Below are 25,559 nucleotides of genomic sequence, written 5' to 3' on the forward strand. Positions count from 1 at the left end.
TACCGCGATCGGGCGGCGCGGTTTCCCGGCATGATTAACGCGATGCTAACCAGGTTCAGTTAATGCCAACGGGTCATTTTGGAGACCCGTGCGTGCCAGTTAAGGTCAAGAGCCTTTTCATCAGTTGGCGAACGATCGCGCTGGCGCTGTTGCTCAGCGTGGCCGCGGGCCTGTCGTCGATCGCCGAACCGATCGATCGCATTATCGAAAGCGCGGTAGGCCGCGTTGCCTGGCGCCCGGTGTCGGGGGACATCGTCATCGTCGCGCTTGACGACAAGACGCTTGAGCGCATGGGAAAGAACGATTTTTCGATGGCCCAACATGCGCGGGTCGTCGATGGGGTCAATCGTGCCGGTGCGAAGCGGCTTTTCGTCGATTTCCTTTTCGATCGCCGCGGCGCGGATCGCGATTTTCCGACAATGACCGCCGCGATCCGCCGAATGGGCTCGCGAGCGGTACTCGCGGTCGAAGCCAAGTCGGCCGATCTCGGCGACTCACAGCTCACCCGCTTTCCAAGCCCCGCGTTCGGGACGGCGGCACAACTCGCCTGCATCGGCTGGGAATACGAATTCTGGCAAGTCTGGCGCTTGCCGACGGCGCTGAACGTCAACGGTCGTGACATTCCGACCTTTTCCTCGCTGCTCGCGAATGTTCGCAATCCCGGGGTCGGCACCTATGCCCTCGATCTGTCGTACAACACTGACACAATCAGGACATATAGCGCAATCGACGTCATTTCCGGACAAGTTGGCGCCCGCGAGCTGGCGGGCAAGGACGTCATCTTCGCAGCAACCGCAACCGCGTATCAGGATACCCATTACCTCCCTGGCCACGACAAGATACCCGGCGCCTTCATCCATCTGATCGGCGGCGAAACGCTGAAGCGCGGCCAGCCGATTGATATCGGCTGGATACCCGCGCTCGCGCTGACCGCCGCCGCGTTGATCGGTGCGCTTGCGTTCCGGCGAACCCGCCATTTCAACTGGATCGCCGTTGCCACCGGACTCGGCCTGATCGTCGTCAAAGTCGCGCTCATGCCGATGCTCGTTACCGTGTCGATCGGCTCCAGCCTGTTCCTGATTGCCACGATCAGCACCAACGTCGCCCGCGCCAGCCGCCGCAAATCGGCGCAGCATGAAAATCCCGTTTCGGGCTTGCCCAATTTCGAGGCGCTGCGGACACAGGCATCCTATGGCAGTGCGACCGTCATTGCGGCCAAAGTCGTCAATTTCGAAGACCTTGCGGCCTTCATCCCGGGCGAAGGGCTGAGCAAGCTCGTCGAGCAGGTCACCCGCCGGCTTCAGCTCGCGTCGCAGGACACCACCCTCTATCACGATCTCGACGGCACCTTCGCATGGCTTGTCCCCTATTATCAGCACAGCCAGATCGAAACGCAGCTCATGGGACTCGCGGCGCTGTTCAACGCGCCGCTGACCATCGACGAGTTGAAGGTCGACGTGTCGATGGCGTTCGGGGTCAATGACGAGTTCGAAGGCTCGAACGCGCAGCGGCTCGCCGCCGCGCTGGTCGCCGCCGAAAAATCGATCCGCAGCCGCGTGCTGTGGACCAAATATACGCCGCAGCAAAAGGACGATGCCGGCTGGCAGCTCAGCTTCCACTCGCAGCTCGAGGATGCACTCAACGCGGGCGACATCTGGGTCGCCTTCCAGCCGCAATACCGGATCGCGACGCGGCAGCTCGTCGGCGTCGAGGCGCTCGTGCGCTGGACGCATCCGACGCGCGGGCCGATCTCGCCCGACGAATTCATCGTTCAGGCCGAAAAGAGCCAGGACATCTATCGCCTGACCCTGTTCGTCATGGACCAGGCGATCCGTTCGGCGGCGCAGTTGCAGAAACTCGGCACTGAAATTCACATGTCGGTTAATCTGTCGGCGACCCTGCTCGATCACAAGGATCTCGTCTCGACGATCCGCGTCATGCTCAGCGCGCATCATCTGCCGCCCGAACGGCTGACCATCGAAATCACCGAAACCGCACAGATCGAAAACAGCCTCCAGGCCCGCCAGACGCTGGCGCAAATCCGCCGCGCCGGCATGCGCCTGTCGATCGACGACTATGGCACGGGGCAGTCAAACCTCGAATATCTGACCGAAATCGAGGCTGACGAAATCAAGATCGACAAGCGATTCGTGATGACCATGCGCGATTCGCAGCGCAACCTCGAAGTGGTCAAATCGACGATCGATCTCGCCCACCGCCTGGGCGCCACCGCGGTCGCCGAAGGCATCGAAGATGCGCAAACGATGGCGCTTCTCGATCAGCTTGGCTGCGATATCGGCCAGGGCTATCTGCTTGGCAAACCACAGCTAATTGGCGACCTGCTCGCCAGCCTCTCCCCCCCCTCCGACAGCCGCCGCGCCTAAGGTGCCAGATTGGCAGGGAATTTATAGTTAAGACTCGATTTACCATGTCGATTAAGGTATATGCTCCGTTAACTGTTCTTCGTGGGCAGTACCGACAGGAGATCTGACATGGGTTGGTTTTGGCGTTTCCTGGGCGGCGGCGGCACCGGCAACGGTGGTGCGCAGGCCTGACCCGCACTAGGAATTTAAAGATTGGGCCTCGGCATCGCCGGGGCCTTTTCTTTTGGGGCGAAGCTCTCCTTCCGAAGCACCGCGATATCTTGTGCCGCCGCTCCGATTTTTTGCGACAGCGATGCTCTTTCGCCACATATGGCCGAACCCCGCGGAAACGCTGGCGATCACCCCCTGAGGCGTGCTTTTCCATCGACGAGTTGAATCAAATCAGCGACGAACCGAGTCCCTAATCTGTCATTTACTCTCTTGCATCGTCGCGCCGACGTGGCACTATAGATGGTGGGTAGACCACGGGGGCACCCCAAGAATTAGTATGCGGCCGAAAGTGGCGGATTTCCGCGCTCCATCCCATATGGGGGCGGGAAGCAGCTTTTTGCGTCCGAAAATAAGTGCCACCCGGCGGTCGAATGGTGCTAGGCTGGGGCTTCGCCCTGAGTCGAACAAGACGGGAACAGACTGCGCCGCTGCGCGGTCGGAAAACGGGGCATTGAAACATGGATTTTCGCGAGACCGAACGGGTGGAGACAAGCGACGTGGCGACGGTGGAACTGACAAAGAATGACGCTCCGGCAGCGCCCGAATCGGGTGCCGAATCAAAGGCTGCGGCACCCGCCGCAAAGCTCAACGATTCGTCGGAGCCCAAGGTGCATGCGCGCCGATTCGAGGTCGTCACTGATTCGTCGCGCGATTCGCTGCTGACCGATTTCGGCAAGGAAACCTTGCAGGACCGTTATCTGCTCCCCGGCGAATCCTATCAGGATCTCTTTGCCCGCGTCGCCTCGGCCTATGCCGATGATGCCGAGCATGCGCAGCGCCTCTACGACTATATCTCGAAGCTGTGGTTCATGCCCGCGACCCCCGTTCTTTCGAACGGCGGCACCGGCCGCGGCCTGCCGATCAGCTGCTACCTCAATTCGGTCGACGACAGCCTCGAAGGGATCGTCGGCACTTGGAACGAGAATGTCTGGCTCGCGTCGCGCGGCGGCGGCATCGGCACCTATTGGGGCGCGGTGCGCGGCATCGGTGAACCCGTGGGCCTCAACGGCAAGACCAGCGGTATCATCCCCTTCGTCCGCGTGATGGACTCGCTCACCCTCGCCATCTCGCAGGGCAGCCTTCGCCGCGGATCGGCCGCCTGCTATCTCGACATCTCGCACCCCGAGATCGAGGAGTTCCTCGAGGTCCGCAAGCCGTCGGGCGACTTCAACCGCAAGGCGCTGAACCTCCACCACGGCGTCCTCATCACCGACGAATTCATGGAAGCGGTGCGCGACGGCAAGGAATTCAACCTCCGCTCGCCCAAGGACCAGAGCGTCCGCGGCACCGTCGACGCGCGCAGCCTGTTCCAGAAGCTCGTCGAGACGCGCCTCGCGACGGGCGAGCCCTACATCATCTTCATCGACCAGGTGAACCGCATGATGCCCAAGCATCATCGCGATCTCGGGCTCAAGGTGTCGACCTCGAACCTCTGCTCGGAAATCACGCTGCCGACGGGCCGCGACCATCTCGGCAACGATCGCACCGCGGTCTGCTGCCTCTCGTCGCTCAACCTCGAAACCTGGGACGAGTGGAACGGCGACAAGCGCTTCATCGAAGATGTCATGCGCATGCTCGACAATGTCCTCCAAGACTATATCGACCGCGCGCCGCCCGAAATGGCGCGCGCCAAATATAGCGCCAGCCGCGAACGCTCGGTCGGCCTCGGCGTCATGGGCTTCCACAGCTTCCTCCAGGCGCGCGGCCTGCCGTTCGAGGGGGCGATGGCGAAGTCGTCGAACCTGCGTATCTTCAAGCATATCCGCGCGCAGGTCGATCAGGCGTCGATGCTGCTCGCCAACGAGCGCGGCCCCTGCCCCGACGCCGCCGACCAGGGCGTGATGGAGCGTTTTTCGTGCAAGATGGCGATCGCGCCGACCGCGTCGATCAGCATCATCTGCGGCGGCACCAGCGCGTGTATCGAGCCGATCCCGGCGAACATCTACACGCATAAGACGCTCTCGGGCAGCTTCTCGATCCGCAACCCGCACCTCGAAGCCCTGCTCGTCGACAAGGCGAAGAACAGCGACAATATCTGGAACTCGATCCTCGAGCGCGGCGGCAGCGTCCAGCACCTCGACTTCCTGACGCAGGACGAAAAGGATGTGTTCAAGACGAGCTTCGAGATCGACCAGCGCTGGCTGCTCGAACTCGCCGCCGACCGCACGCCCTATATCGACCAGGCGGCGTCGCTGAACCTGTTCATCCCGGCGGACGTCGAGAAATGGGATCTGCTCATGCTCCACTACCGCGCGTGGGAACTCGGCATCAAATCGCTCTATTATCTCCGCTCGAAATCGGTCCAGCGCGCCGGCTTCGCGGGCGGGGTCGAGGCCGACAACACGCCCGAGGCGGCGAAGTTCGAGCTTTCGGCCGAGAGCACCGATTATGACGAGTGTCTGGCCTGCCAATAAGGATCTAACCCCATGAACAAGAATGCGGGTTGTACCCTCGCGGCGGTCGGAGCAGCGATCATTCTACTGCTCGTCTTCCTGATCGGCTATCCGCAGTATCGCGTCTATTCGCAACGCCTGGCGGGCGAGGCGGCGCTAGCCGAGGCGCAATCCTCGCGCCAAGTCGCAATACTTGAAGCTCGCGCAAAAAAGGAAAGCGCCATCTCGCTCGCCGATGCTGAGGTTATTCGTGCCAAGGGCGCCGCTCAGGCTAACGCTATCCTGCAGAACAGCCTTGGTGGCCCCGAGGGGTATCTGCGCTACCTTCAAATTCAGGCGCTCGAAGGGACCAAGGCCAGCCTGATCTATGTTCCGACCGAGGCGGGTTTGCCCGTCACCGAGTCACGTCGTCTTGACCAATAATCACAAGCCATTCTGATCCGAGGAAACGCCGATGCCATTGCTCGAAGCCCGCAAAACCTACAAGCCCTTCGAATATCCCTGGGCCTATGATTTCTGGAAGCGCCAGCAGCAGATCCACTGGATGCCCGAGGAAGTGCCGCTGGGCGAGGATTGCCGCGACTGGGCGCAGAAGATCAGCGACCATGAACGCAATCTGCTCACCCAGATCTTCCGCTTCTTCACCCAGGCCGATGTCGAGGTGCAGGATTGCTACCACGACAAGTACGGCCGCGTGTTCAAGCCGACCGAGGTCAAGATGATGCTGACCGCGTTCAGCAACATGGAAACCGTTCACATCGCCGCTTATTCGCACCTGCTCGACACGATCGGCATGCCCGAAAGCGAATATGGCATGTTCCTCGAATATGACGAGATGCGCGCCAAGCACGACTATCTCGGCACCTTCGGCGTCGACAGCGACGAGGATATTGCGCGCACGCTCGCGATGTTCGGCGGCTTTACCGAGGGGCTGCAGCTGTTCGCCAGCTTCGCGATGCTGATGAACTTCCCGCGCTTCAACAAGATGAAGGGCATGGGCCAGATCGTCAGCTGGTCGGTGCGCGACGAAAGCCTGCACTGCGAAGGCATCACGCGCCTGTTCCACGCCTTCGTCAAGGAACGCGACTGCCTGACCAAGACGGTGAAGGAAGACATCATCGATTGCTGCCAGAAGACCGTGCGGCTCGAGGATGCGTTCATCGACCTTGCCTTCGAACAGGGCCCGGTTCCCGGCATGACGCCCAAAGAGATCAAGCGCTACATCCGCTACATCGCCGACTGGCGCCTGGGACAGCTCGGTTTCCAGCCGATCTACATGATCGACGAACACCCGCTGCCCTGGCTCGCCCCGCTGCTGAACGGCGTCGAGCATGCCAATTTCTTCGAAACGCGCGCCACCGAATATTCGAAGGCCGCGACGCGCGGCGACTGGAACACCGTGTGGACCAGCTTCGACAGCCGCAAGAAGGCCAAGGCGAACGACGACCCGGCTGCCGCGAGCAGTGACGATGGCGGCGACGACATGTTCAAACAGGCCGGCATCGCCGCGGAGTAACCAACGAACCCCTCTCCTTCAGAGCCTGCCCCGGCGCAGGCCGGGGGGAAGAGCAGCGAAGCTTGCCGGCTTGCCGGCTTGACGAAGCGGGGTGGGCCACACGGCCCGAAACGATGATCGAAAAGAGAAGTCGCAAATGACCGACAAGAAAAAACTGAAATTGCTGATCCTCAGCCAGCCGCAACGCGCCTGCCTGGAGGGTCTGTCGAACCGCCGCCCCCAACTCCCCACCGACCCCGTCCGCGACGAACTCGTCGAGCTGGGTCTGGTGGCGCAACAGGGCGCGAAATGGACGCTGACCCCGACGGGCAAGAAGGTGCTGGCGGCGGGGTCGAACCGGCGGAACAAGGGCGGGTTTTCGGTTTGATCCGAAACCTGCGACGGTTATTGCGGCAGACATGACATTATAGCCGACGCAATGGCCCATGGATGCCGGATCAAGTCCGGAATGACGATGGGGAGGAAGCCAGACCGCTTAGCGTCTTCGTGTGAAATCCGAAAGGCCCGCCCCCGGCCACCCTCAATTCACCGTGACCCCGCTCGGCACCGCTTTCACCCCCGCCGCCGCGAACAGCACGCCACCGCGCACCGCTTCGGGGGAGCCTTCGAGCAGCGGCAGCTTCACCAGCTCGCGCGTTGTCTCGCTGTCGTCGTCTACGACCAGCCGCAGCGAGGCGATGCCGATGTCACTGCGTTCAACAACCACATCGCGGATTGTCGCCAGAGGCCACGACAGGCTGTTGCCGCGATAGAGGCGCATACCGTCGTGAAAGATCCAGGCGTCGCGCTGGCGCCACAGGCGGAAACAGGTCGACAGGCCGATCGCCGCGGCGATCATCGCCGTCGTCGCCACCGCATCGCCGAAGACCAGGTTCCGCAGCATCGCGCCCATGCCGTCGCCGCGCACCGGCTCCGCCTGCCCCAGCGCCAGCGCCGCCAATATCAGCGCGCAAACGATCGCCCCCGCCAGCAGCGGTTTGGGCTTCAGCCGCGCGATCACGACGATCCTTCTGTCCCCATTGCTCATCAATCGCACAAATAGGGACAGCTGCGCCCCGACGCCAGCCCCGCCAGCGCAACCCCGCCGCTTCCCGTTTCCACGCCCCCGGCCCCGTGATCCCAGGCGAAGGCCGGGGCACACAGCAACAGTCCCACCCGATCCTCCCTTTGGCGAAGCCATGGGGAGGTGGCAGCCCGCAAGGGCTGACGGAGCAGCCGCTGGCGCTGCGCGCCGTCTGCGATTCTCCATCGCTGCGCGGCAGGGGGGATCGCGTACACGCCGCTTGCGCCCCGCCGAGTCCAGCCGTATTATACAAACAACACAGCAAGGAGCTTCGCCCCATGTCCCTCGCCCTTCTCCTCGCCGCCGCACTGGCGCCCGCGCCGCAGGCCCCACCTGCACCCCCGCCCGCCGTCGCTGCGCAGTCCGCGCCGATGCCGACCGGCGCCGCGCTCGACGCGGCGATTGCGGCAAACGATGCGCGGCTGTTCTGGGCGGTGTTCGAAGGCTGCGATCCCGCCGCGCTGCCCGATCTGCTCACCCCGGATTACCGGATGCTCCACGACAAGGACGGGCTGGCTATCGCCGACCGCGCCGATTTCGTCGCGGGGATGGAGAAAAATTGCGCCGCACGCGCGCCCGGCGGTGCGCAGGCGGGCTATCGCAACCGCCGCCTGCTCGTCCCCGGATCGCGCGTCATCCGCGCGCTCGGCGACTGGGGCGCACTCGAAGAGGCGGCGCATGTCTTCTTCGAATGGAATGCCAAGGACGCGCGCTGGGACATGGTCGGCGGCGCGCGCTACATGCACGTCTGGCAATGGATGCCCGCCGAAGGCCGCTTCCGCCTGTCGGAAAGCCTGAGCTACGACCACGGCGCGGCTGCCCCCTATCCCCCGACCGCGGCCGACTGATCCGTCGTTCTTCCGAATCCGGGACCGCGCGCCGCCAGCCGGTCCGCCCCGCCCGCGGGGTGAGCGGTGCGCAGGCGGGCCGCCGCCATGCTATGCTGCGCGCCTGAAAGGAGAAAGCCCATGCAACCCGTGAACGAAGGCGACCGTCGCAAGGAACTCGGCACTCTCCTCCGCCAGATCGCGGCGCATCCCGAACGCGACTGGAGCGCGGCTCGGCGGCGGATCGCGACGCTCAACAAGCTGATCGCCCGGCGGCCCACCCCCGCCTGATCGCTCCGTCGCGCGCGCCGGTCGATCCGCCGCCCGTGCGGCAACGAACGCCCGGCGCGCCGGTTTGTCGTCGGCAAGGCCGTCCATCTCCCCTTCCCCCTCCGGGCGGCCTTGATCGGACAATAAGGAGAAACCCGATGCGCAAGACCGTTATGACGCTCGCCGCTAGTGCCGCGATCGTCGCCGTTCCCGCCGTCGCGCAGGTCGGCCTTGGCGGCGCGGCCAATGTCAACGCGGGCGCCGCACTCGATCCCGCGACCACCGTCGGCGGCGTGACCGACCGCGTCGGCCAGACGGTCGCCAGCGTCGATGGCGCCGCGAACGATGCGGTCGATTCGGCGAAGCTGACGCTCGCAACGCGCGAACAGGTGCGCGCCGGTGCACAGGTGACCGACGCCAAGGGCGCGAGCCTCGGCACGGTGCAGGGTATCGACGGCGACAATGCGATCGTCGTCGACGGCGGCAAGCTCTACAATGTCCCGCTTTCGGCGCTCTACAGCCAGGCCGACAGCGTGACCGGGCCGCTGGTGACGAAGCTGCCCAAGGCCGATCTGTCGGTCCGCGCGGCGGGTGCCGCAGAAGCGCGCTGAAACGCTGTCGGCCTTTCGGGGCCACAATCGATGATCGCCGTCCCGTGGGTCGCGGGACGGCGACCGGAACGGAGCCGGGCGATGTGCCCCGGCTCCGTTTTTGACTCAGCGCAATGCACGCCGGCGCATTGGGGGTAAGATCGGCGGATTATCGAAGCAGGAGGAAGGCCCCATGTCGCATACCCCCCACGAACTGGCCGACGCATTTCCCGACGATGCCGCGGCAATCCACCGGCTCAAGGAAAGCGACGCACATTTTGCGGCGCTGGCGGAGCACTACCATGTCGTCAACCGCGCCATCCACCGCGCCGAGAGCGAAGTCGAGCCGGTGTCCGACGAACATGCCGAGGAACTGAAGCGGCAGCGGCTGGCGCTGCTCGACGAGATCGCCGCGATCATCGCGGCGGAGCAGACGACATGAGCCGCGGCGGTGACAGCTTCGCCTCGGTGCGCACCGGGCTGATCCTGCGCCTCGCCGACCTCAGAGCGCGCGGGGCGCGGGTCGCCGCCGACCTTACCGCGCCGATCAGCGCCGACGCCGAAGATGCAGCGATCGAGCGCGAGGATGACGATGCGCTGGCGAGCGAGGATGCGCTGCTGGCGCGCCAAGTCGCGGCGGTGACGGCGGCAATCGCCCGCATCGACGAAGGGAGCTACGGCATCTGCACCAGCTGCGGCAAGGATATCGGCGAGGAACGGCTCGCCGCCAAGCCCGAGGCGGCGCTCTGCATCGAATGCGCGCGCAAGCTTTCGGCCTGATGCGCACATGAAATGGCCCGCCCGGAGGCAGCTGGGCGGGCCAGTTTCGGTGCCGGGCGCCCGATTGCGTCCCGGCCATCTGTTATCGGGGTGTCGGTCAATCCGCCTCTTCGAACAAATCGGCCGCATTGGCGGCGGTCGCCGACAGGCGCACCGTATCGCCTTCGACCGCGGCGACGAGGCCGGCGGGCAGATAATGGTGCCCGGCGCCTTCGCCATCTTCGGCCTGGGGGCTGTCGGCCTTGGTCAGCTTGATGCGTTCGCCATCGACATGATCAACGGTACCGACATGGACGCCGTCGGCGCCGATGACGGCCATATGTTCCTTGATAGCGCTATGATCGTGTTCGGCCATGGTTCTTCTCCTTGCCGCGCCGTCGCCAGCTGATCCGGCGGCCGCGACGGGGATGATACGCATGGGGCGCCGAGTCGGGTCCATCGGCTTGGACGAAGCGCTCCGAAACCGCGCCGGCTTTCCAAGCGGCGACACGCGGGCTAGCCTGGCCGCCATGCGCTTCCCCCTTCTCCTCGCTGTTTTCGCCTGCCTCGCCACGCCGCTTCCCGCCGCCGCCTGCTCGCCCGCGCCAGGCTATGCGGTGCCGACCAACATGGAACTGACCGCCGAAGCCGAGTTGGTCCTCCTCGCCACCGTCACCGGCGGCATCCCGATGGACGCGGCCGGCGCCCCCGACAACATGCGCCTCGACATCCGGCCGATCGCGGCGCTCAAGGGCAATCTTGCCGACGCGCCGAAGACGCTTCCGATCGCGCTCGCCACCGGCCGCTTCGCCACGCTCAGCAATCCCTACGAGCTCCAGCACGCCCATCCGCTCGCCTATATCGGCGGCTGCGTCCGCTACATGGTGCCGCTCGGCTCGCGCCTGCTTTTCTTCCTTGACCGCCACGATGGAGAATGGGGGCCGGCGGGCGGCCCCTTCTCGCGCTGGGCCGAAGATGTGCCCGGCGACGACGCGCCGTGGCTTACCGCGGTGCGCTTTTACCTCGAGGTGATGGCGCTGCCTGAAGCCGAGCGCGCGGCGGCGCTGACCGATCGCCGCGATACGCTGCGCGCGCGCCGCGACGACCCCGTCGCGCAATTGCTGGCCGACGATCTCGACGCGCAGCTTGCAGGACCGAACAAGCCGCTGCGCGAGGCCTTACCCCCTGCGCCCGGCGGCGACTAGCACCACGGGCGCCGATACCCTTCCCACGGCCGCGCCAGCCCCGCATCGATGAGCACGCTGCCCACGCTCACCCCGTCGCGGGTGGCGATGCGCAGCTTGCGCCCGTAACGATCGCTGTCGCGTCCGTTTTCTTCGAGCCGGAAGGCCCCGGAATTGAGCCAATCGCGCAGCCGCTCGGTCGCCTGCGTCCCCAAACGCGCCTCCTGCGCGCAACGCGGCGGATGCGTCTCCGGGGTGTCGATGTCGGCGAGGCGGTATTTCTAGCCCTCGAACCAGAAGGTGTCGCCATCGACGACGCAATTGCGCCCGCCTCCGGTATGACAAAATCCGAAATGCGCCGAATGCGGTTCCGGCGCGGCAGTGGGCCATGACAGCTCGGCGTGGGCCGGCGCGGATGCCTGCATCTGCAAGCCGCCAAAGTTCCCGCAAAGGCTCCGGCTGCCGCCACCAGCACCCACATCCCCCCAGATCGGCGGGCGCGGATACGGCGACGACACGAAGCGGAACGGATATCTGTCGGGTGCGGCATGCAGGCGAATTTGCCAGCGCAGGCATACCAAAGTAATGACGAGTGCGGTCCGAACCGCCAGCGACGACCGGCAGACGCCGCCACTGCGGCGCCACATTGATCAGGATCAATGCCGCCGCGCCGCCGCTCATTCATGTCAGGGCTTCCGAACCACCAAGGAGCCCCAGACATGACCGATCCCTTGACCCAAACCCCCGTTCTTCTTTTCGCGCTGATGATGGTGAGCTTCATCGTCGTCGTCGGCGGCCTCGCGACGGCGGATATGATGCGCAAACGACGCGATTGACGGGCTCGCGGGCTGGTGCAGCCTGAAGCGGAACGGTAGGCTGCGCCATCAATCCCGATCCGAGAGGAACCTCACGATGTCACCGTCCCGCCCGCTCGCGCTTGCCTTCGCTGTTGCCGGCCTTGCCCTTCTGTCGCCGTTGCATGCCGCTGATATGGGTAAGGCGTCGCCCGACCCGATGGCATCTTTTCATAGCGGTACGGCCATCCCGGCGTTCGGCAAGGTCGCAAGTGTCACCGACGCCGATATGCGCATTCCCGCCGGAACCGAATTTCACATCGCGTTCGACGTTGCCACGGCGAAAGAGGCGACACTCAATCGCACGCTGGAATCGGCCGCCCGCTTTCTCAACATGCAGGTCGAAGCCGGGGTACTGGCGGAACGCATCCATCTCGCAATTGTCGTGCATGGCCCCGCAACCTTCGATGTGGCGGGCGCCGAAGCCTATGGGCGTAAGTATCCCAGCGCGGAAAATCCCAACGCCGCGCTTGTCGATGCCCTGATCAAGGCCGGTGTCCGTATTATCGTGTGCGGCCAAAGCGCGGCGGGACAGGGCGTCAAAAAGACCGATCTGCTCCCGGGCGTCGAACTGGCATTATCGGCGATGACCGCCCACGCGCTGCTTCAGCAGCAGGGCTATACGCTCAATCCCTTTTAGTACCGCCGATATTCAGGGAGCGCCGCGCGGTTCGTCGTCTTCTACCCCGCCCGGTCCCAATTCGTCATCCTCGTCATCGTCGCTGCGTTCGCCGCGATAGGCGTCCATGTCGATGCGGCCCGATCGTTCCATCTGCCGCATATGATCGACCAGATCCTGCGCGTCGTCGCCCTCGTCGCGCGCGGGCACTTTCCGGCTGTCTTCGAGGGGACGCGCCTGCCGCGCCGCCGCGGCGACAGTTTGCGCCTGTGCGGGTTCGTCATCCTGTTCGCGGTTGACCATTTCGGGGGCATCTTCGTCGGGGGAAGCGGGCATCGAACCATCTCCTTGATTGCGCCTATCGGCCCCAATAGCCTGTGCGGCGGGAATGGATCGAAAACGCCCGTGCGGCGGGGACAGTTCCTCAGGCGGCGCTCGCCAGAACCTTGTTTTCGATGACCCGAATGAAGGCTTCGGGATCCTGTGCACCAGGGATCAGCATGCGGCCGCCAAGGATGAAGGCCGGAACGCCGGTGACATTATTGTCTGCCCAATAAGCCTCTTCCATCCGCACCATCTCGGCATAGTCGTCGCCGTCCAGAATCGCGGCGGCGCGAGCCGCGTCGAGTCCGACCGAGGCCGCGACATCGATCAGGACGGCGGGATCGCCGACGTCGCGATTGTCGGTGAAATGGGCGCGGAACAGCGCGAGTTTCAGCGCGGTCTGAACGCCGGTCGCTGCCGCCTGATCGGACTCTTCCAACGCTCCGGCCCAGGTGAGCAAACGATGCGCATCGAAGCTGTTGCGCATCCGAAAACCCGGCCCCCGATTGAATGCAAAGCCGAGGTCGGCCGCAATCGCCGCCAGTCGCCCGCTATTGGCCCGGCTCTGTGCTTGGGTAATCCCGTATTTCCGGATGACGTGTTCGACCGCGTCTTCGCCCTCGGGGGGCATGTGCGGATTGAGTTCGAAAGGGTGCCATTGGACACGGAAGGCCAACCGTCCCTCAAAATGCGCCATGACCTTCTGAAACTTCAGCCAGCCGATAATGCACCAGGGGCACATCACGTCGGACACGATATCAACGCTGAGGCGCGGCAATTCTGTTCGGGTCACGGTCATTCTCCTGAACCGTGCCGCCAGCCTGCCCGATCGGTCAGCCCCCGGTACGGCGTTCCTTGCCCGACCGCCGGTCGCCCTGACGGCGCTCGGGGCCATTGTAGTCGGGATCGTCCGCGACGCGCCGATCGCTCTGGCGCCGGTCCGAACGGTCCCGCTTGTCGTCATCGGATGTCATGTGCGGCCCCTTTCACACAGGAAACAGAAGCGCGACCCGATATTAATTTACGCATAAACCGGCCCGCAACACAACAGGACCGAATTTCTCGTTACCGATCAGCTCATTATGACGAAATCTCGACCCCCGAAGCCGCAGCCGAGGCGCGCGAGAGCATATAATAGGCCGTGATCATCAGGCCGACCGACAAGGCTTCGATAATCATCGCCTGCACGATGCCGCCATTGACCATGTCGCCGCTCGCCACCCCGATCAGGCGGCCGACTAGCGCAGTGCCGTAAAGCGCAGCGGGAACCAGCAGCGCGCGCGACCAGCCGCGCAGCAGCCCCCCGAGCGCCGCGCCACCGGCGGCCACGAGGAAAAAGGCCGACATGTCGGCACGCACCGTGTTCGCGGCGACGCCATCGGCAATGATTCCGAAGGTTTCGGTAAAGCTGGCAGGGTTCAACACGCCGCGAATGCCGACGATGAAAAAGAGCAGCGCCCAGAGCAGGACCGCGCCGCGCAACACCCAATTGACCATGATCGTCTCTCCCCTTGCTTAGCGCCGAAGCTGCGGCATCGGGACAGAAAGTGCAATCTATTCCGTCGGCTCGGCCGCGAAGCTTTCCTCTATCCAGCCGCCGCCGAGTACGCGCGTGGGTTCGGCTGCATCATAGAGCACCGCCGCCTGGCCGGGCGCAACGCCATATTCGGGCGCGGCGAAGACCAGCCGGTCGCCGTTCATCTGCGCCGGCACGGGCTTCGCCATGCTGCGCACCTTTGCCAGAACCGGGCGACGATCGACCTCGGCAAGCCAGTTCGCTTCGCCGATCCGCGCGCCTGCGACGGCCAGCGCGCGGCGCGGCCCCACGATGACGCGCTTTGTCGCCGCATCGAGGCGTATGACATAAAGCGGTTCGGTCTGCCCGCCGATGTCGATGCCGCGGCGTTGGCCGACCGTATAATGGATAAGCCCCTTGTGTGCGCCCAGCACCGTGCCGTCGATATGCACGATCTCGCCGCGATCTTCCGCCTCCGGACGCAGCTTGCGCACCAGCGTCGCATAGTCGCCGTCGGGGACGAAACAGATATCCTGGCTGTCGGGTTTGCCCGCGACGCCAAGGCCGAGATCTCGGGCGATTTCGCGCACCACGCTCTTTTCGAGCCCGCCGAGCGGGAAACGCAGAAAGTCGAGCTGCTCCTGCGTGGTGGCGAAGAGGAAATAGCTTTGGTCGCGGGCGGGATCGACCGCCCGGTGCAGCTCGGCTCCGGCCGACCCCATGATGCGGCGGACATAATGGCCGGTCGCAAGGCAATCGGCACCCAGATCTCGCGCGAGCTGGAAAAGATCGGTGAATTTCACACCCATGTTGCAACGGACGCACGGGATCGGAGTCCGGCCCGCGAGATATTCGTCGGCGAACTGATCGATCACCGTATCGCGGAAGCGGCTTTCATGGTCGTGGACATAATGGGCGAAGCCAAGCCGGTCGGCGACCGCGCGGGCGTCACGAATATCCTGCCCCGCGCAGCAAGCCCCGACGCGCTTGGCCTTGGCGCCATGGTCGTAAAGTTGCAGCGTCACGCCGATCACCTCGGCGCCCGACCGCGCGGCAAGCGCGGCGACGACGCTCGAATCGACTCCGCCCGACATCGCGACCATGATTCGCCGATCCTTTAACGGACCGGCGAGCTGGAAGTCGGCCTGGGCGAGGCCCGCGGGTGAAATTACGGTTGCCATGATGCGCGCCATCTAGGGAGCGATCAGGCAAAATGCCAGCTTTTCCGCGGCGGGTGTCAAGATATTGACGCGAGTTAAGCTTCGCTAACAAGCGATGAAATGGGCATTTACTGGACCTTAGGCCGCACGCGCTAGACAGGCAGCATGAACTTGCTTCCCTCCGACCTTCCGCATCCAGCCGATGCGACGAGCCTGTCGAAGCCCGGCTTCGACATTTTGCTCGCGGTGTCGCGGGCGCGGCAGGCAGCGCTTCCGACCGTTCGCTTGCTGCGCGAGCGCGAGACCGACGAATCGCATGCCGCAGCGGTCGGCGCGGTGCGCGAAATGCTGGGCGGCGGGGTGCAGGCACTGGACGACGGAATGCTTCGTCCCGCGCGCTTCTTCGACTTGTCCGACGAAGCGAACGGGCTGCCCGAAACTGTGAACAGCGCGTTTACCAGAGGGTTTCAGCCGATGTTGAACCCCTCTTCTATAAAAGCACGGACGTCGGCTTTGCCGATCCCCCACGACGAAGATTTTATGGAATGAGCATGATCGAGAATCAGAAAATCCGGCCCGCCCAGGTCATCGGCCCCCTTGGGGAACCGCTGACGCTGGACAGTCTGCCGCCTGCGAACACCACGCGCTGGGTCGTTCGCCGCAAGGCGGAAGTGGTTGCAGCCGTCAATGGCGGCCTGTTGACCGTGGACGAAGCGTGCGAGCGCTATTCGCTGACGCTCGAGGAGTTTGCCGGCTGGCAGCGGTCGATCGACCGCAGCGGCATGCCGGGCCTGCGCGTCACGCGTATCCAGCACTACCGCGATCTTTACGAGCGCCAGCAGCGCTTCTGATCGCATCGCGTGCGATACATGATGAAGGGGGCGCCTGCGGGCGCCCCCTTTTTTGCGTCGGAGCGGGACAGGAGCGGCGTGGAATCAAAAAATAGCATTGCGAAAGCATAGGCTTGCAAATTTTGTTGCAACCGATGCCAGCGGCGCGGCGTTGCCCCCCCTGTAACAAGGGAGAACTGTTATAATGCGCAAGATTGCTCTTACCCTCACCGCCGCTTCGGCTCTCGCGCTCGGCGCTTGCCAGAGCCCCGCCGCCGACAGTGTCGAGGATCAGGCCGAATCGCGGGCCGACGCCATTGATGATCAGGCCGACACCATGCCCGATGGCCCCGCCAAGGAAGCCATGGAAAACAAGGCCGACCGGGTCGAAGAAATGGGCGAGGAAAAAGCCAACGCGATGGACGACAATGGCGAGGTTGCCCCGTCCGAAACCGGCGTCGGCGACACGCAGAAGAAGTAAGACTGTCCCCGACCTGCGCCCCCCGCGGGTCACGGACAGCCTGGAAAGGGCGCCAGCGCATGCCGCTGGCGCCCTTTCGCTTGTTCGCGACATAAAAGATTGGCCCCTGTGACGCCGGTCACGGTGACGTCATGGCAGCGCCGCTAGAGCGATGTGCGTGGGACACGGGAGCTCCGACACCCGCGTTCTTCACCTTCCCGCCGCCGGTCGCGACCCCCGGCGGCGGGGAGGACCACCGGCCTATCCGGCACCGAGCTGCTTCAGCACATCCTGAACCCCGCGTGCGTCCGCGTCGCTGCGCAGCGCCTCCAGCGCCGCCGCGACGTCGATCACATATTCGGCGACGCCGCGCGATTCCTCCTTGCGCGTGCCGCCCATCGCCTTGATCAGCCCCAGTGCGGCGTGATTTTCGGACAGGATATTGACGTCGAGCGTCGTCAACCCTTCGGCGAGACAATCGACGAGCAGCGCCGCGGTCATCATCCGGGCGAGGCCCTGGCCGTGAAAGGCGTCGAGGATTGCGATCGAATATTCGCCGACACGCATCTCGCCCCCGCCGGCCCCTGCCTTGTGCCGGACGGCATGAACCGCACCGATCGCCGGTTCGCCCTCGCATTCGGTGCAAATCGCGCCCCAGGCGATATGGTCGTGGCCATCGACATCGACCAGCCGCTCGATCACCGCATCGGGCATGGCCGGCGCAGGCGAAAAGAAGCGCAGATAGCGCGATTCGGCCGAGAGTTTCTGGATTCCGGCGCGGAGCAGGCCGGCGTCGTCGGGCCGGATCGTCCGCAGGCATACCGCGGTTCCGTCGTTGAGCACGCTGTGCACGACGATGTCGTCGATCGGCCTTGCGGGAGCGTGCACGCTTCGTCCTTTCCCGGCTGTCGTCGGTGTTCGGCAAGCTATCGCCGCCCGGGCCGAAAGACAATCGCTCCTGCCGGAGGGTGCAGCCCCTTATTTTTGCGTGAGAAGTTGAAAGTAGCCGGTGGCGGGCTTTGATATTCGGGGCGGCCAAAAAGCAAAAAAGGCCGGGTCGTGTATATTATGGATCTCAATCCCCTCAAAACGTCGGGGGCGGCAGCCTTTCCCGAAACGCTTGGCGGGCGGCTGGCGCAGTTGCGCAAGGCGCGGCAGCTGACGCAGCGGGATATTGCCCGCCAGCTTGGCGTTGCGGTGACGTCGGTCTGCTATTGGGAGCAGGACCGGTCGCGCCCCAAGCCGGCGCGGCTGCGCCGGCTCGCCGATGTGCTCGGCACCCCGCTTGCAGACCTGAACGGCCTCGGCGGTCCGCCTCAGTCGGCGCATCTTGGCCAGTTGGTCGCGCAGGCGCGCCGCGAGATCGCCGAGGCCGCCGGCACGACGCCGGCGAAGGTCAAGATCATCATCGAGATGTAGCGCGCACCCTCAGGCGTCGTCGCCCATTCGCAGCGCCGCGATGAACGCCTCCTGCGGGATGTTGACGTTGCCATATTCGCGCATCCGCTTCTTGCCCTCCTTCTGCTTTTCGAGGAGCTTTTTCTTGCGGGTCGCGTCGCCGCCATAGCATTTGGCGGTGACGTCCTTGCGCAGCGCCGCGATGGTTTCGCGCGCGATCACCTTGCCGCCGATCGCCGCCTGGATCGGGATCTTGAACATGTGGCGCGGGATCAGATCCTTGAGCCGCTCGCACATCCCGCGCCCGCGTGCCTCGGCGCTGCCCCGGTGGACGATCATGCTGAGCGCATCGACCGGCTCATTGTTGACGAGGATGCTCATCTTGACGAGATCGCCGGGGCGGTGGCCGATCTGGTGATAGTCGAACGAGGCATAGCCGCGGCTGATGCTCTTCAACCGGTCGTAGAAATCGAACACGACTTCGTTGAGCGGCAGTTCATAGGTGATCTGTGCGCGGCCGCCGACATAGGTCAGATTCTTCTGGATGCCGCGGCGGTCCTGACAGAGCTTGAGGATCGAACCCAGATATTCGTCGGGGACATAGATAACCGCCTCGATCCACGGCTCCTCGATTTCCTCGATCCGGTTCGGATCGGGCATGTCGGCCGGATTGTGGAGCTCCATCTCGGTGGGGCCGCCTTCCTTCGACCGGGTGAGCTTGAGCTTGTAGACCACCGACGGCGCCGTGGTGATCAGGTCGAGGTCATATTCGCGGGTCAGCCGCTCCTGAATGATCTCGAGGTGGAGAAGACCCAGAAAACCGCAGCGAAAGCCGAAGCCCAATGCGGCGCTCGTCTCCATTTCGAAGCTGAACGACGCATCGTTGAGCCGCAGCTTCTGGATGCTTTCGCGCAGCTTCTCGAAATCATTGGCATCGGTCGGGAAGAGGCCGCAGAAGACGACCGGCTGAACCTCCTTGAACCCCGGTAGCGGCGCCGCGGCGGGCCTTTTGGCGTCGGTGACCGTATCGCCGACACGCGCCTGCGCAACGTCCTTAATCTGTGCGGTGATGAAACCGATCTCGCCCGGGCCGATCTCGACAAGGTCGGTCCGCTTCGGGGTGAAACAGCCGACGCGGTCGATCAGATGGGTCGTCCCCGCCTGCATGAACTTGATCTGCTGACCCTTTTTCAGCACCCCGTCGACGACGCGGACGAGAATCACGACGCCGAGATAAGGGTCGTACCAGCTGTCGACGAGCATCGCGACGAGCGGCGCCGCGGCATCGCCCTTCGGCGGCGGAATCCTGGCGACGATGGCTTCGAGCGTTTCTTCGATGCCGATCCCCGACTTGGCGCTGGCCAGCACCGCATCGTCGGCGGGCAGGCCGATGATATCCTCGATCTCCGCCTTCACCTTGTCGGTGTCGGCGGCGGGCAGGTCGATCTTGTTGATGACCGGCACGATTTCATGGTCATGCTCGATCGACTGATAGACGTTGGCGAGTGTCTGCGCCTCGACCCCCTGCGCCGCGTCGACGACGAGCAGCGCGCCCTCGCACGCCGCCAGGCTGCGCGAGACTTCATAGGCGAAGTCGACGTGGCCGGGCGTGTCCATCAGATTGAGCTGATAGGTTTCGCCGTCGTGCGCCTTGTACGTCAGGCGCACCGTCTGCGCCTTGATCGTGATCCCGCGCTCCTTCTCGATGTCCATATTGTCGAGAACCTGCGCCGACATTTCGCGCGCGGTCAGCCCGCCAGTGAACTGGATCAGCCGGTCGGCGAGCGTCGACTTGCCATGGTCGATATGCGCGATGATCGAGAAATTACGGATATGCGAGAGAGGAGTCGTCATCGCGCGCCGTTAGCAGGGGAATTGCGCGCTGTCAGCACCGCCGCGCAGCCGCGCGCAGCCACCGGCGCGAAAGGCGCAGAAAAGCGTGTAACTTCACACGCGATTGCAGCGCTCGCAGCGTCCCGAAGGCGCCGCAGGACCGGGCGATGCCCGCGGCGCGGTGCCATTCGAAAAATGGCGGAAAATTGCGCCTACTTCACGCGCGATTGCACCGGGCAGGCCGTTTCGGGGCGGAGACGCTGCGGCAGTGCGTAGGGCGCGAAGCCGCAGCCGCCGCGATGGTCGCGCAGGAAAGGATGGCACGGAAGGCATGCGGCGAGGCTGACACGCCGGAACAATGCAGGAAAGCGATTTCAGGCCGCCGGGTGCGGCGGTTCAGCCCGTCGTGCCGCGGTTCAGGCGGTGCAAAGTGCTGAGCGCGGCTTCGAGCGCGAAGTCGATTTCTTCGTCGGCATCTTCGTTGGCGGCGACATCGGGCACCGGGACTGCGGCGGTTGCCGTCCTGGTTTCGCGGCGCCGGGCGAGCCCTGCCTCGAAGCGCGCAACCATCGCGCCGAGCGATTTGTCGGCGGGATCGGGCATCGCCGGTCCAGCAATCTTCGCGGGCTGAAGCCAGGGTTCGTCACCGGGTGTTTCAACCTCGACGGGCGCAAGATCGGCGAGGATCAGTTCATCCTCTTCGTCCGGCGCAGCGTCGGCTGCGGGCGGCGTGTAGGGTGCCACGGCCGCTTCGACGATCTCGACAGCGTCCACATCCTCGACGACATCGGCACCGGCGAGCGCGTCGGGTTCATATTCAAGAAGATAGTCCGCCGCGACCTCGGGCGCCGCATCGACCGGCCCCAGCCCCTGTTCGGGAAGGTCGCGTCCGGCGCGCAGCGGCGCGCGCGGCAGATCATCGGGGTGGAGGTCGGCGCGGCGGCGCACCGGAATATCATCGTCGACAGCCTCCTGGCGGCGGCGCAGACGGCGCCCGAGCGCGGCAAGGCCCGACGCCTCGGGCTCGGCGATCAGCAGCGCGACAAAGGCCGCAACCAGCGCGGCGACAAGCGCCATGCCAAGCGCCAGCGCGAGACGGGCGCCATTGCCGACCGGCGGCACGAACAGGTCCGACAGACGGTCGAGATAGAGATTCCAGCCAATGCCGAATACCCAGGCCATCGGCATGATCGCGGCGAAGAGGAAGGTCAGCGCCGCGGCGCCGATGACCGCCGGCATCGCCGGGCGTAGCGCGCGCATCCAGGCGGCGGCGCGGGCCTTGCGATGCGAAACCTTGTCGGAGCCGTCGGCGCTATCGTCCATATCGTCCAAATCCGTCGCTCCCGAAGAGGAGCCTGTCCTATATCATCAAGCCGCGAGCGATGCAGCGCCGCGGCGCAACAATCTCTGGTAAACGGGCTCGTAACGCAAAATGTTTGACGACCAGTTACGATCGGCCTCGACGAACGCCCGCGCGGTCCGGCGGCGTTCATCCCAGATGTCGCGATCGCGCAGCAGCCCGGCAAGGGCCGCGGCGATTGCCGGTGGGTCGTCGGGCGCGAACAGCGTGCCCGTGACGCCGTCGGCGATCAGTTCACGGTGGCCGCCGACATCGGATGCGGCGACGAGCTTGCCCTGCGCCATTGCCTCAAGCGGTTTCAGCGGCGTGACGAGATCGGTAAGCCGCATCTTCTTGCGCGGATAGGCCAGGATGTCGATCAGCGAATAATAGCGCTCGACCGCCTGGTGCGGCACCCGTCCGACGAACAGGATGCGGTCGGCGACGGGCGACGCCGCGGCCTGGGCCTTGAGCGCCGCCTCCATCGGCCCGCCGCCGACGAGCAGCAGCCGCGCGCCGGGTTCGGCAGCGACGAGCGCGGGCATCGCGGCGATCAGATCGTCGATCCCCTCATAATCATAGAAGCTGCCGATGAAGCCGATCACCGCGTCGCCCGGCATGAGGCCGAGGTCGGCGGCGAGCGCATCGTCGCGCGGCGGCGGGTCGCCGAACAGGTCAAGGTCGACGCCGTTGGGCGACACGACGATCTTGGCGGGATCCACCCCGCGCGCGATGAGGTCGCCGCGCAGCCCTTCGCAGATCACCGCGACGGCGTCGGCGGCGCGGACGGCATGACTTTCGAGCTGACGGGTCAGAAAATAGCGCGCGCTGCCCTCGCGGCCCGTGCCGTTACCGACCGCGGCATCCTCCCAGAAGGCGCGAATTTCGTAGATCACCGGAATTCCGAGCCGTTTGCCGACGCGCAGCGCCGCGAGCCCGTCGAGGACCGGTGAGTGGGCGTGGAGCAGATCGGGGCGCCATTCGTCGACCAGCGCCGCGACGCGGTCCGCCAGCGCGCCGATTTCGCGCCATTCGCGCCACGGCGAGCGCGCGGGCGCGATCGGCGGCGTGCGATAGAAGGTCAGCCCGTCGACTGTTTCGACGGGCGGTCCGGGGTCGGGATGGCGGACCCCCGTCACCCCAGCGACCGCCCACCCCTTCGCCGCCTGCGCCTTCATCAGCGCCCGGGTACGAAAGGTGTAGCCGCTGTGCGCCGGCAGGCTATGGTCAAGGACGTGCAGGATCCGGGTCATCGGCCAAGCCTTTGCCATACAAGCCTTAACGCCGCGTCAACCCCGATCGGGTAATGCCGCCGAAACGGGCCTGCGGGCCGGAGGGGAAGCCAGGTGCGCAGCAGATGATCGACAATTTTGCGATTGCCCTGACGCATGTGCTGATGGCGATCGCCCTCTGGCGCCTGCTGCACCGCGACGACCTCGACCGTGAGGTCGGCCCGCGCATGCTGTGGCAGCAACAGCGCGACGCCGAACGCATGGCGGCGATGGCGGCCGAGGCCGCGGAGGATCGCCGATCCGATGCGTGACCTTGCCTTCGTCGCCTTTCTGTTCGCCTTCATCGGGGTCGGCTTTCGCAAGCCGTTCCTGTTCGTGCTGTGCTTTTGCTACATCGACATCGTCGCACCGCAGCGGCTCAGCTATTTCCTGATCAATTCGATTCCGATCTCGCTGATCGTCTTCATCCTCGCGATCATCGGCTGGCTCGCCTTCGACGACAAGCGCGACACGCGCTGGTCGGGGCGGCAGACGTTGATGCTAATCCTGCTCTTTTATTGCTGGATGACGACGATGAGCGCCGACTTTCCGGTCGAGGCGCTCGATAAATGGGGATGGGTTTGGAAGGCGCTGGTCTGGGCGATCTTCCTGCCGCTGACGCTGCGCACGAAGCTGCGCATCGAATCGCTGTTGCTCTTCATGCTGCTGTCGGCCGCGACGATCGCGATCGCGGGCGGGATCAAGACCGCGGCGGGCGGCGGCGGCTATGGCGAACTGCAACTGCTGCTGTCCGAAAATTACGGCCTGTACGAAGGCAGCACCATGTCGACGGTCGCGGTGTCGATCATCCCCGCGATCCTGTGGTTCCGCCGCCACGGCACCGTCTTTCCGCCCGACTGGCGCGTCTCGCTGTTCTGCTTCGCGCTCTGCTTTGCCTGCATGCTGCTGCCGGTCGGGACGCAGGCGCGCACGGGGCTGATCTGCCTCGGCGTGCTCGCGCTGCTGTCGCTGCGCGCAGTCAAGCACCGGCTGCTATATATCATGGGGGCGGTGCTGCTCGTCGCCGCGGCGATCCCCTTCCTGCCGCAAAGCTATACCCAGCGCATGGAAACGCTGCAGGATTATCGCACCGACCAGTCGGCATCGACGCGCGTCGCGGTTTGGGCGTGGACGTGGGACTATGCGAAGGACCATCCGTTCGGCGGCGGGTTCGAGGCCTATATGCAGAACCGTCTGCGCGTCGAAACCACCGGGTCGAACGCCGATGCGGGTCGTCCGGGCGCGGGCGATCCGGTGATCCATGACGAACAGTCGCGCGCCTATCATTCGGCCTATTTCGAAATGCTGGGCGAACAGGGCTATCCCGGCACGCTGCTGTGGCTGCTGCTCCACATCACCGGCATCGTCCAGATGGAGCGGGTGCGCCGCCGTTACCTCAAGACACGCCGCGCCGAGGAGCAATGGATCGCGCCGCTCGCGACCGCGCTCCAGCACGGCCATATCGTCTATATGGTCGGGTCGCTGTTCGTCGGAATCGCGTTCCAGCCTTTCATCTACATGATGCTGGCGCTCGAAATCGGGCTGTCGACCTATTGCCGCCGCCGCGAGCAGGAATCGGGACGCAACTGGATGCGGCCGCGCGCGCAGGGATTTGCCGCATGATCGCGGCGCAAAAGCCCCGCATGCTGCCGACGCTGACCGGGGTGCGCGGCTTTGCGGCGCTCGCGGTGCTGTTCTATCATATCCGGGGCGGCATGGCGGGCTATCTGCACGGCGCGGTCATCGACGGTTTCGCGCACGGCTATCTTGCGGTCGATCTCTTCTTCGTCCTGTCGGGCTTCGTGCTGTGGTGGAATTACGGTCCGGCGTTCGTTGCCGAGGGGACGCGCGCCGCGCCGCGCTTTCTGGTCCGCCGCATCGCGCGTATCTTTCCGCTGCATCTCGCGATCCTGGCGGCGATGGCGCTGTTCGCGGTCGCGCTGCTCGCCAGCGGGCGCGATCCGGGGCCGCATTACGGCTTTGCCACGCTGCCCGCGCACGCGCTGCTGGTCCAGAATTGGGGCTTCACCGCCGATCTGCGCTGGAACGACCCGGCCTGGTCGATCTCGACCGAATGGGCGGCCTATCTGCTGCTCGCCGCGACCGGCGGCTGGGCGGCGCGATTGCCCGCGGGGCGGTGGAGCTTTCCGCTCTTCGCGCTGCTGCTCGCGGCAGCGCTCGGCGGCTGGTTCGCCGCGACGGGGCGCGCGGGGATCGGCGACGATATCGCGGCGACCGGCCTCGTCCGCTGCCTCGCCGAATTCTTCCTCGGGGTCGCGCTCTGCCAGTGGTGGACGGCGCAGCGCGCGCGCGGCGACGGGAGCCGGGTCATATATGCGACCGCGGCGATCTTCGCGCTGCTCGCGGCGCTGATCCTGTTCGCCGGCCTGCCCCAGCCTGCGGCGATCCCGCTGGCGATGGCGGCGGTCGTCATCACCGCGCTCCAGGCGTCGCTCGCACCGCATCCGCTGCTGTCGGGACGGCTCGCCCAGTGGCTCGGCGACATCAGCTACGCTGTCTATCTGTCGCACTTCTTCCTGTGGATCCTGTTCAAGCTGGTCCTTGTCGACGATCCGGCGATGGTCGCGCCGATAAAGATCGCCGCCTTCGTCGCGCTGACGCTCGCCGTCTCACACCTGCTCCACCGCTGGCTGGAAGTCCCGGCGCGGCGGATCGTCCAGCGCGGCGGCGACGCTCTCTTGTCGCGGCTGGCGGCCGGGCGGCAGGCGCAAACCCGCCAAAGCTGACGCCTGCCCGCT

31 protein-coding genes and 1 pseudogene are annotated in these 25,559 nt (G+C 65.1%); 19 read left to right on the plus strand and 13 right to left on the minus strand.

What is annotated here, in order from left to right; translation table 11 throughout:
* The first annotated feature begins 92 nt into the window (after nt 1-92).
* From MU856_RS12915 to MU856_RS12935, 5 genes are all read left to right on the plus strand, one after another.
* The gene (locus MU856_RS12915) at nt 93-2,384 is read left to right on the plus strand and encodes an EAL domain-containing protein (RefSeq protein ID WP_263587714.1); all 2,292 of its coding nucleotides are present in this window, start codon (nt 93-95) and stop codon (nt 2,382-2,384) included.
* 668 nt (nt 2,385-3,052) lie between these two features.
* Entirely contained in the window at nt 3,053-5,008 is a 1,956-nt protein-coding gene (locus tag MU856_RS12920) for a ribonucleoside-diphosphate reductase subunit alpha (RefSeq protein ID WP_062900732.1), read from the plus strand.
* Nucleotides 5,009-5,020: 12 nt separating this feature from the next.
* Nucleotides 5,021-5,410, plus strand: coding sequence for a hypothetical protein (locus MU856_RS12925; protein ID WP_062900733.1), 390 nt, complete (start codon nt 5,021-5,023; stop codon nt 5,408-5,410).
* Nucleotides 5,411-5,441: 31 nt separating this feature from the next.
* Complete coding sequence (locus tag MU856_RS12930) at nt 5,442-6,503, plus strand: ribonucleotide-diphosphate reductase subunit beta (RefSeq protein WP_062900734.1); 1,062 nt, start codon at nt 5,442-5,444, stop codon at nt 6,501-6,503.
* A 136-nt stretch (nt 6,504-6,639) separates the two neighbouring features.
* Nucleotides 6,640-6,870, plus strand: coding sequence for a hypothetical protein (locus tag MU856_RS12935; RefSeq protein ID WP_003038743.1), 231 nt, complete (start codon nt 6,640-6,642; stop codon nt 6,868-6,870).
* Between the two features lie 153 nt (nt 6,871-7,023).
* Here MU856_RS12935 and MU856_RS12940 read toward each other — a convergent pair whose 3' ends face one another.
* Entirely contained in the window at nt 7,024-7,530 is a 507-nt protein-coding gene (locus tag MU856_RS12940; protein WP_234178538.1) for a hypothetical protein, read from the minus strand.
* A gap of 314 nt (nt 7,531-7,844) precedes the next feature.
* On the opposite strand from MU856_RS12940, the gene MU856_RS12945 reads away from it, so the two are divergent.
* The 5 genes from MU856_RS12945 (at nt 7,845) to MU856_RS12965 (ending at nt 10,033) form a co-directional block, all read left to right on the plus strand.
* Complete coding sequence (locus tag MU856_RS12945; protein ID WP_062900737.1) at nt 7,845-8,414, plus strand: DUF4440 domain-containing protein; 570 nt, start codon at nt 7,845-7,847, stop codon at nt 8,412-8,414.
* Nucleotides 8,415-8,534: 120 nt separating this feature from the next.
* The gene (locus MU856_RS12950; protein WP_263587715.1) at nt 8,535-8,684 is read left to right on the plus strand and encodes a hypothetical protein; all 150 of its coding nucleotides are present in this window, start codon (nt 8,535-8,537) and stop codon (nt 8,682-8,684) included.
* 137 nt (nt 8,685-8,821) lie between these two features.
* Entirely contained in the window at nt 8,822-9,274 is a 453-nt protein-coding gene (locus MU856_RS12955) for a hypothetical protein (protein WP_263587716.1), read from the plus strand.
* Between the two features lie 172 nt (nt 9,275-9,446).
* Complete coding sequence (locus tag MU856_RS12960; RefSeq protein WP_062900739.1) at nt 9,447-9,695, plus strand: YdcH family protein; 249 nt, start codon at nt 9,447-9,449, stop codon at nt 9,693-9,695.
* Entirely contained in the window at nt 9,692-10,033 is a 342-nt protein-coding gene (locus MU856_RS12965) for a TraR/DksA family transcriptional regulator (protein ID WP_263587717.1), read from the plus strand. The genes MU856_RS12960 and MU856_RS12965 overlap by 4 nt, the downstream gene beginning before the upstream one ends.
* Nucleotides 10,034-10,130: 97 nt before the next feature.
* On the opposite strand, the gene MU856_RS12970 is transcribed toward MU856_RS12965, so the two are convergent.
* On the minus strand, nt 10,131-10,388 hold the full coding sequence (locus MU856_RS12970) for a DUF2171 domain-containing protein (RefSeq protein ID WP_062900741.1): 258 nt from the start codon (nt 10,386-10,388) through the stop codon (nt 10,131-10,133).
* 154 nt (nt 10,389-10,542) lie between these two features.
* Between MU856_RS12970 and MU856_RS12975 the strand changes: the two genes are divergently transcribed.
* Entirely contained in the window at nt 10,543-11,217 is a 675-nt protein-coding gene (locus tag MU856_RS12975; RefSeq protein ID WP_263587718.1) for a hypothetical protein, read from the plus strand.
* Here MU856_RS12975 and MU856_RS12980 read toward each other — a convergent pair.
* Nucleotides 11,214-11,462 (minus strand): annotated as a pseudogene (locus MU856_RS12980) (thermonuclease family protein); the annotation flags it as partial. The gene MU856_RS12975 and the pseudogene MU856_RS12980 overlap by 4 nt on opposite strands.
* 15 nt (nt 11,463-11,477) lie before the next feature.
* Nucleotides 11,478-11,843, minus strand: coding sequence for a hypothetical protein (locus MU856_RS12985; protein ID WP_263587719.1), 366 nt, complete (start codon nt 11,841-11,843; stop codon nt 11,478-11,480).
* Nucleotides 11,844-12,108: 265 nt separating this feature from the next.
* Between MU856_RS12985 and MU856_RS12990 the strand changes: the two genes are divergently transcribed.
* The gene (locus tag MU856_RS12990) at nt 12,109-12,690 is read left to right on the plus strand and encodes a DsrE family protein (RefSeq protein WP_186402972.1); all 582 of its coding nucleotides are present in this window, start codon (nt 12,109-12,111) and stop codon (nt 12,688-12,690) included.
* A gap of 12 nt (nt 12,691-12,702) precedes the next feature.
* Here the strand turns inward: MU856_RS12990 and MU856_RS12995 are convergent, their stop codons facing one another.
* The 5 genes from MU856_RS12995 to mnmA form a co-directional block, all read right to left on the minus strand.
* The gene (locus MU856_RS12995) at nt 12,703-13,005 is read right to left on the minus strand and encodes a hypothetical protein (protein WP_062900747.1); all 303 of its coding nucleotides are present in this window, start codon (nt 13,003-13,005) and stop codon (nt 12,703-12,705) included.
* Between the two features lie 88 nt (nt 13,006-13,093).
* On the minus strand, nt 13,094-13,792 hold the full coding sequence (locus MU856_RS13000) for a DsbA family oxidoreductase (protein WP_186402971.1): 699 nt from the start codon (nt 13,790-13,792) through the stop codon (nt 13,094-13,096).
* Nucleotides 13,793-13,826: 34 nt separating this feature from the next.
* Complete coding sequence (locus MU856_RS13005; protein WP_186402970.1) at nt 13,827-13,967, minus strand: hypothetical protein; 141 nt, start codon at nt 13,965-13,967, stop codon at nt 13,827-13,829.
* A gap of 106 nt (nt 13,968-14,073) precedes the next feature.
* Nucleotides 14,074-14,490, minus strand: a complete 417-nt coding sequence (locus MU856_RS13010; protein ID WP_062900749.1) for a hypothetical protein — start codon at nt 14,488-14,490, stop codon at nt 14,074-14,076.
* Nucleotides 14,491-14,547: 57 nt separating this feature from the next.
* Entirely contained in the window at nt 14,548-15,690 is a 1,143-nt protein-coding gene (gene mnmA, locus MU856_RS13015) for a tRNA 2-thiouridine(34) synthase MnmA (protein WP_412072791.1), read from the minus strand.
* A gap of 144 nt (nt 15,691-15,834) precedes the next feature.
* Here mnmA and MU856_RS13020 point away from each other — a divergent pair, with 144 nt between their 5' ends.
* From MU856_RS13020 to MU856_RS13030, 3 genes are all read left to right on the plus strand, one after another.
* Nucleotides 15,835-16,218 (plus strand): hypothetical protein, encoded by a 384-nt coding sequence (locus MU856_RS13020; RefSeq protein WP_062769927.1) that lies wholly within the window; start codon nt 15,835-15,837, stop codon nt 16,216-16,218.
* 2 nt (nt 16,219-16,220) lie between these two features.
* Nucleotides 16,221-16,520 carry a DUF1153 domain-containing protein gene (locus MU856_RS13025; protein WP_003038785.1) on the plus strand — a complete coding sequence of 100 codons (300 nt, stop codon included), beginning with the start codon at nt 16,221-16,223 and terminating at the stop codon, nt 16,518-16,520.
* Nucleotides 16,521-16,704: 184 nt separating this feature from the next.
* Complete coding sequence (locus MU856_RS13030) at nt 16,705-16,980, plus strand: hypothetical protein (RefSeq protein WP_062900750.1); 276 nt, start codon at nt 16,705-16,707, stop codon at nt 16,978-16,980.
* Between the two features lie 240 nt (nt 16,981-17,220).
* On the opposite strand, the gene MU856_RS13035 is transcribed toward MU856_RS13030, so the two are convergent.
* Nucleotides 17,221-17,847 carry a GNAT family N-acetyltransferase gene (locus tag MU856_RS13035; RefSeq protein ID WP_062900751.1) on the minus strand — a complete coding sequence of 209 codons (627 nt, stop codon included), beginning with the start codon at nt 17,845-17,847 and terminating at the stop codon, nt 17,221-17,223.
* Nucleotides 17,848-18,027: 180 nt separating this feature from the next.
* On the opposite strand from MU856_RS13035, the gene MU856_RS13040 reads away from it, so the two are divergent.
* The gene (locus tag MU856_RS13040) at nt 18,028-18,378 is read left to right on the plus strand and encodes a helix-turn-helix domain-containing protein (RefSeq protein WP_186402968.1); all 351 of its coding nucleotides are present in this window, start codon (nt 18,028-18,030) and stop codon (nt 18,376-18,378) included.
* A 9-nt stretch (nt 18,379-18,387) separates the two neighbouring features.
* Here the strand turns inward: MU856_RS13040 and lepA are convergent, their stop codons facing one another.
* From lepA to MU856_RS13055, 3 genes are all read right to left on the minus strand, one after another.
* Nucleotides 18,388-20,211 carry a translation elongation factor 4 gene (gene lepA / locus MU856_RS13045; RefSeq protein WP_263587720.1) on the minus strand — a complete coding sequence of 608 codons (1,824 nt, stop codon included), beginning with the start codon at nt 20,209-20,211 and terminating at the stop codon, nt 18,388-18,390.
* A gap of 375 nt (nt 20,212-20,586) precedes the next feature.
* Nucleotides 20,587-21,513: a hypothetical protein gene (locus tag MU856_RS13050; protein WP_062900753.1), complete on the minus strand. Its 927-nt coding sequence runs from the start codon at nt 21,511-21,513 to the stop codon at nt 20,587-20,589.
* A gap of 45 nt (nt 21,514-21,558) precedes the next feature.
* Entirely contained in the window at nt 21,559-22,782 is a 1,224-nt protein-coding gene (locus MU856_RS13055) for a TIGR04063 family PEP-CTERM/XrtA system glycosyltransferase (RefSeq protein ID WP_062902982.1), read from the minus strand.
* Nucleotides 22,783-22,886: 104 nt separating this feature from the next.
* Here MU856_RS13055 and MU856_RS13060 point away from each other — a divergent pair, with 104 nt between their 5' ends.
* The 3 genes from MU856_RS13060 to MU856_RS13070 are packed head-to-tail and all read left to right on the plus strand — an operon-like array spanning nt 22,887 to nt 25,547.
* Nucleotides 22,887-23,072, plus strand: a complete 186-nt coding sequence (locus MU856_RS13060; RefSeq protein WP_003038799.1) for a hypothetical protein — start codon at nt 22,887-22,889, stop codon at nt 23,070-23,072.
* Entirely contained in the window at nt 23,065-24,423 is a 1,359-nt protein-coding gene (locus MU856_RS13065) for a putative O-glycosylation ligase, exosortase A system-associated (protein ID WP_062900754.1), read from the plus strand. The genes MU856_RS13060 and MU856_RS13065 overlap by 8 nt, the downstream gene beginning before the upstream one ends.
* A complete protein-coding gene (locus MU856_RS13070; protein ID WP_062900755.1) occupies nt 24,420-25,547 on the plus strand; it encodes an acyltransferase family protein in 1,128 nt (375 codons plus the stop codon). The genes MU856_RS13065 and MU856_RS13070 overlap by 4 nt, the downstream gene beginning before the upstream one ends.
* Nucleotides 25,548-25,559 lie beyond the last annotated feature (12 nt).

The sequence above is a fragment of the Sphingopyxis sp. GC21 genome (assembly GCF_025727575.1).
GTDB lineage: Bacteria > Pseudomonadota > Alphaproteobacteria > Sphingomonadales > Sphingomonadaceae > Sphingopyxis > Sphingopyxis terrae_A.

Coding starts and splice junctions, on each gene's coding strand:
- MU856_RS12920 (WP_062900732.1), top strand. CDS start 3,053: ATGGATTTTCGCGAGACCGAACGGGTGGAGACAAGCGACGTGGCGACG.
- MU856_RS12925 (WP_062900733.1), top strand. CDS start 5,021: ATGAACAAGAATGCGGGTTGTACCCTCGCGGCGGTCGGAGCAGCGATC.
- MU856_RS12930 (WP_062900734.1), top strand. CDS start 5,442: ATGCCATTGCTCGAAGCCCGCAAAACCTACAAGCCCTTCGAATATCCC.
- MU856_RS12935 (WP_003038743.1), top strand. CDS start 6,640: ATGACCGACAAGAAAAAACTGAAATTGCTGATCCTCAGCCAGCCGCAA.
- MU856_RS12940 (WP_234178538.1), bottom strand. CDS start 7,530: ATGAGCAATGGGGACAGAAGGATCGTCGTGATCGCGCGGCTGAAGCCC.
- MU856_RS12945 (WP_062900737.1), top strand. CDS start 7,845: ATGTCCCTCGCCCTTCTCCTCGCCGCCGCACTGGCGCCCGCGCCGCAG.
- MU856_RS12950 (WP_263587715.1), top strand. CDS start 8,535: ATGCAACCCGTGAACGAAGGCGACCGTCGCAAGGAACTCGGCACTCTC.
- MU856_RS12955 (WP_263587716.1), top strand. CDS start 8,822: ATGCGCAAGACCGTTATGACGCTCGCCGCTAGTGCCGCGATCGTCGCC.
- MU856_RS12960 (WP_062900739.1), top strand. CDS start 9,447: ATGTCGCATACCCCCCACGAACTGGCCGACGCATTTCCCGACGATGCC.
- MU856_RS12965 (WP_263587717.1), top strand. CDS start 9,692: ATGAGCCGCGGCGGTGACAGCTTCGCCTCGGTGCGCACCGGGCTGATC.
- MU856_RS12970 (WP_062900741.1), bottom strand. CDS start 10,388: ATGGCCGAACACGATCATAGCGCTATCAAGGAACATATGGCCGTCATC.
- MU856_RS12975 (WP_263587718.1), top strand. CDS start 10,543: ATGCGCTTCCCCCTTCTCCTCGCTGTTTTCGCCTGCCTCGCCACGCCG.
- MU856_RS12985 (WP_263587719.1), bottom strand. CDS start 11,843: ATGTGGCGCCGCAGTGGCGGCGTCTGCCGGTCGTCGCTGGCGGTTCGG.
- MU856_RS12990 (WP_186402972.1), top strand. CDS start 12,109: ATGTCACCGTCCCGCCCGCTCGCGCTTGCCTTCGCTGTTGCCGGCCTT.
- MU856_RS12995 (WP_062900747.1), bottom strand. CDS start 13,005: ATGCCCGCTTCCCCCGACGAAGATGCCCCCGAAATGGTCAACCGCGAA.
- MU856_RS13000 (WP_186402971.1), bottom strand. CDS start 13,792: ATGACCGTGACCCGAACAGAATTGCCGCGCCTCAGCGTTGATATCGTG.
- MU856_RS13005 (WP_186402970.1), bottom strand. CDS start 13,967: ATGACATCCGATGACGACAAGCGGGACCGTTCGGACCGGCGCCAGAGC.
- MU856_RS13010 (WP_062900749.1), bottom strand. CDS start 14,490: ATGGTCAATTGGGTGTTGCGCGGCGCGGTCCTGCTCTGGGCGCTGCTC.
- mnmA (WP_412072791.1), bottom strand. CDS start 15,690: ATGGCAACCGTAATTTCACCCGCGGGCCTCGCCCAGGCCGACTTCCAG.
- MU856_RS13020 (WP_062769927.1), top strand. CDS start 15,835: ATGAACTTGCTTCCCTCCGACCTTCCGCATCCAGCCGATGCGACGAGC.
- MU856_RS13025 (WP_003038785.1), top strand. CDS start 16,221: ATGATCGAGAATCAGAAAATCCGGCCCGCCCAGGTCATCGGCCCCCTT.
- MU856_RS13030 (WP_062900750.1), top strand. CDS start 16,705: ATGCGCAAGATTGCTCTTACCCTCACCGCCGCTTCGGCTCTCGCGCTC.
- MU856_RS13040 (WP_186402968.1), top strand. CDS start 18,028: ATGGATCTCAATCCCCTCAAAACGTCGGGGGCGGCAGCCTTTCCCGAA.
- lepA (WP_263587720.1), bottom strand. CDS start 20,211: ATGACGACTCCTCTCTCGCATATCCGTAATTTCTCGATCATCGCGCAT.
- MU856_RS13050 (WP_062900753.1), bottom strand. CDS start 21,513: ATGGACGATAGCGCCGACGGCTCCGACAAGGTTTCGCATCGCAAGGCC.
- MU856_RS13055 (WP_062902982.1), bottom strand. CDS start 22,782: ATGACCCGGATCCTGCACGTCCTTGACCATAGCCTGCCGGCGCACAGC.
- MU856_RS13060 (WP_003038799.1), top strand. CDS start 22,887: ATGATCGACAATTTTGCGATTGCCCTGACGCATGTGCTGATGGCGATC.
- MU856_RS13065 (WP_062900754.1), top strand. CDS start 23,065: ATGCGTGACCTTGCCTTCGTCGCCTTTCTGTTCGCCTTCATCGGGGTC.
- MU856_RS13070 (WP_062900755.1), top strand. CDS start 24,420: ATGATCGCGGCGCAAAAGCCCCGCATGCTGCCGACGCTGACCGGGGTG.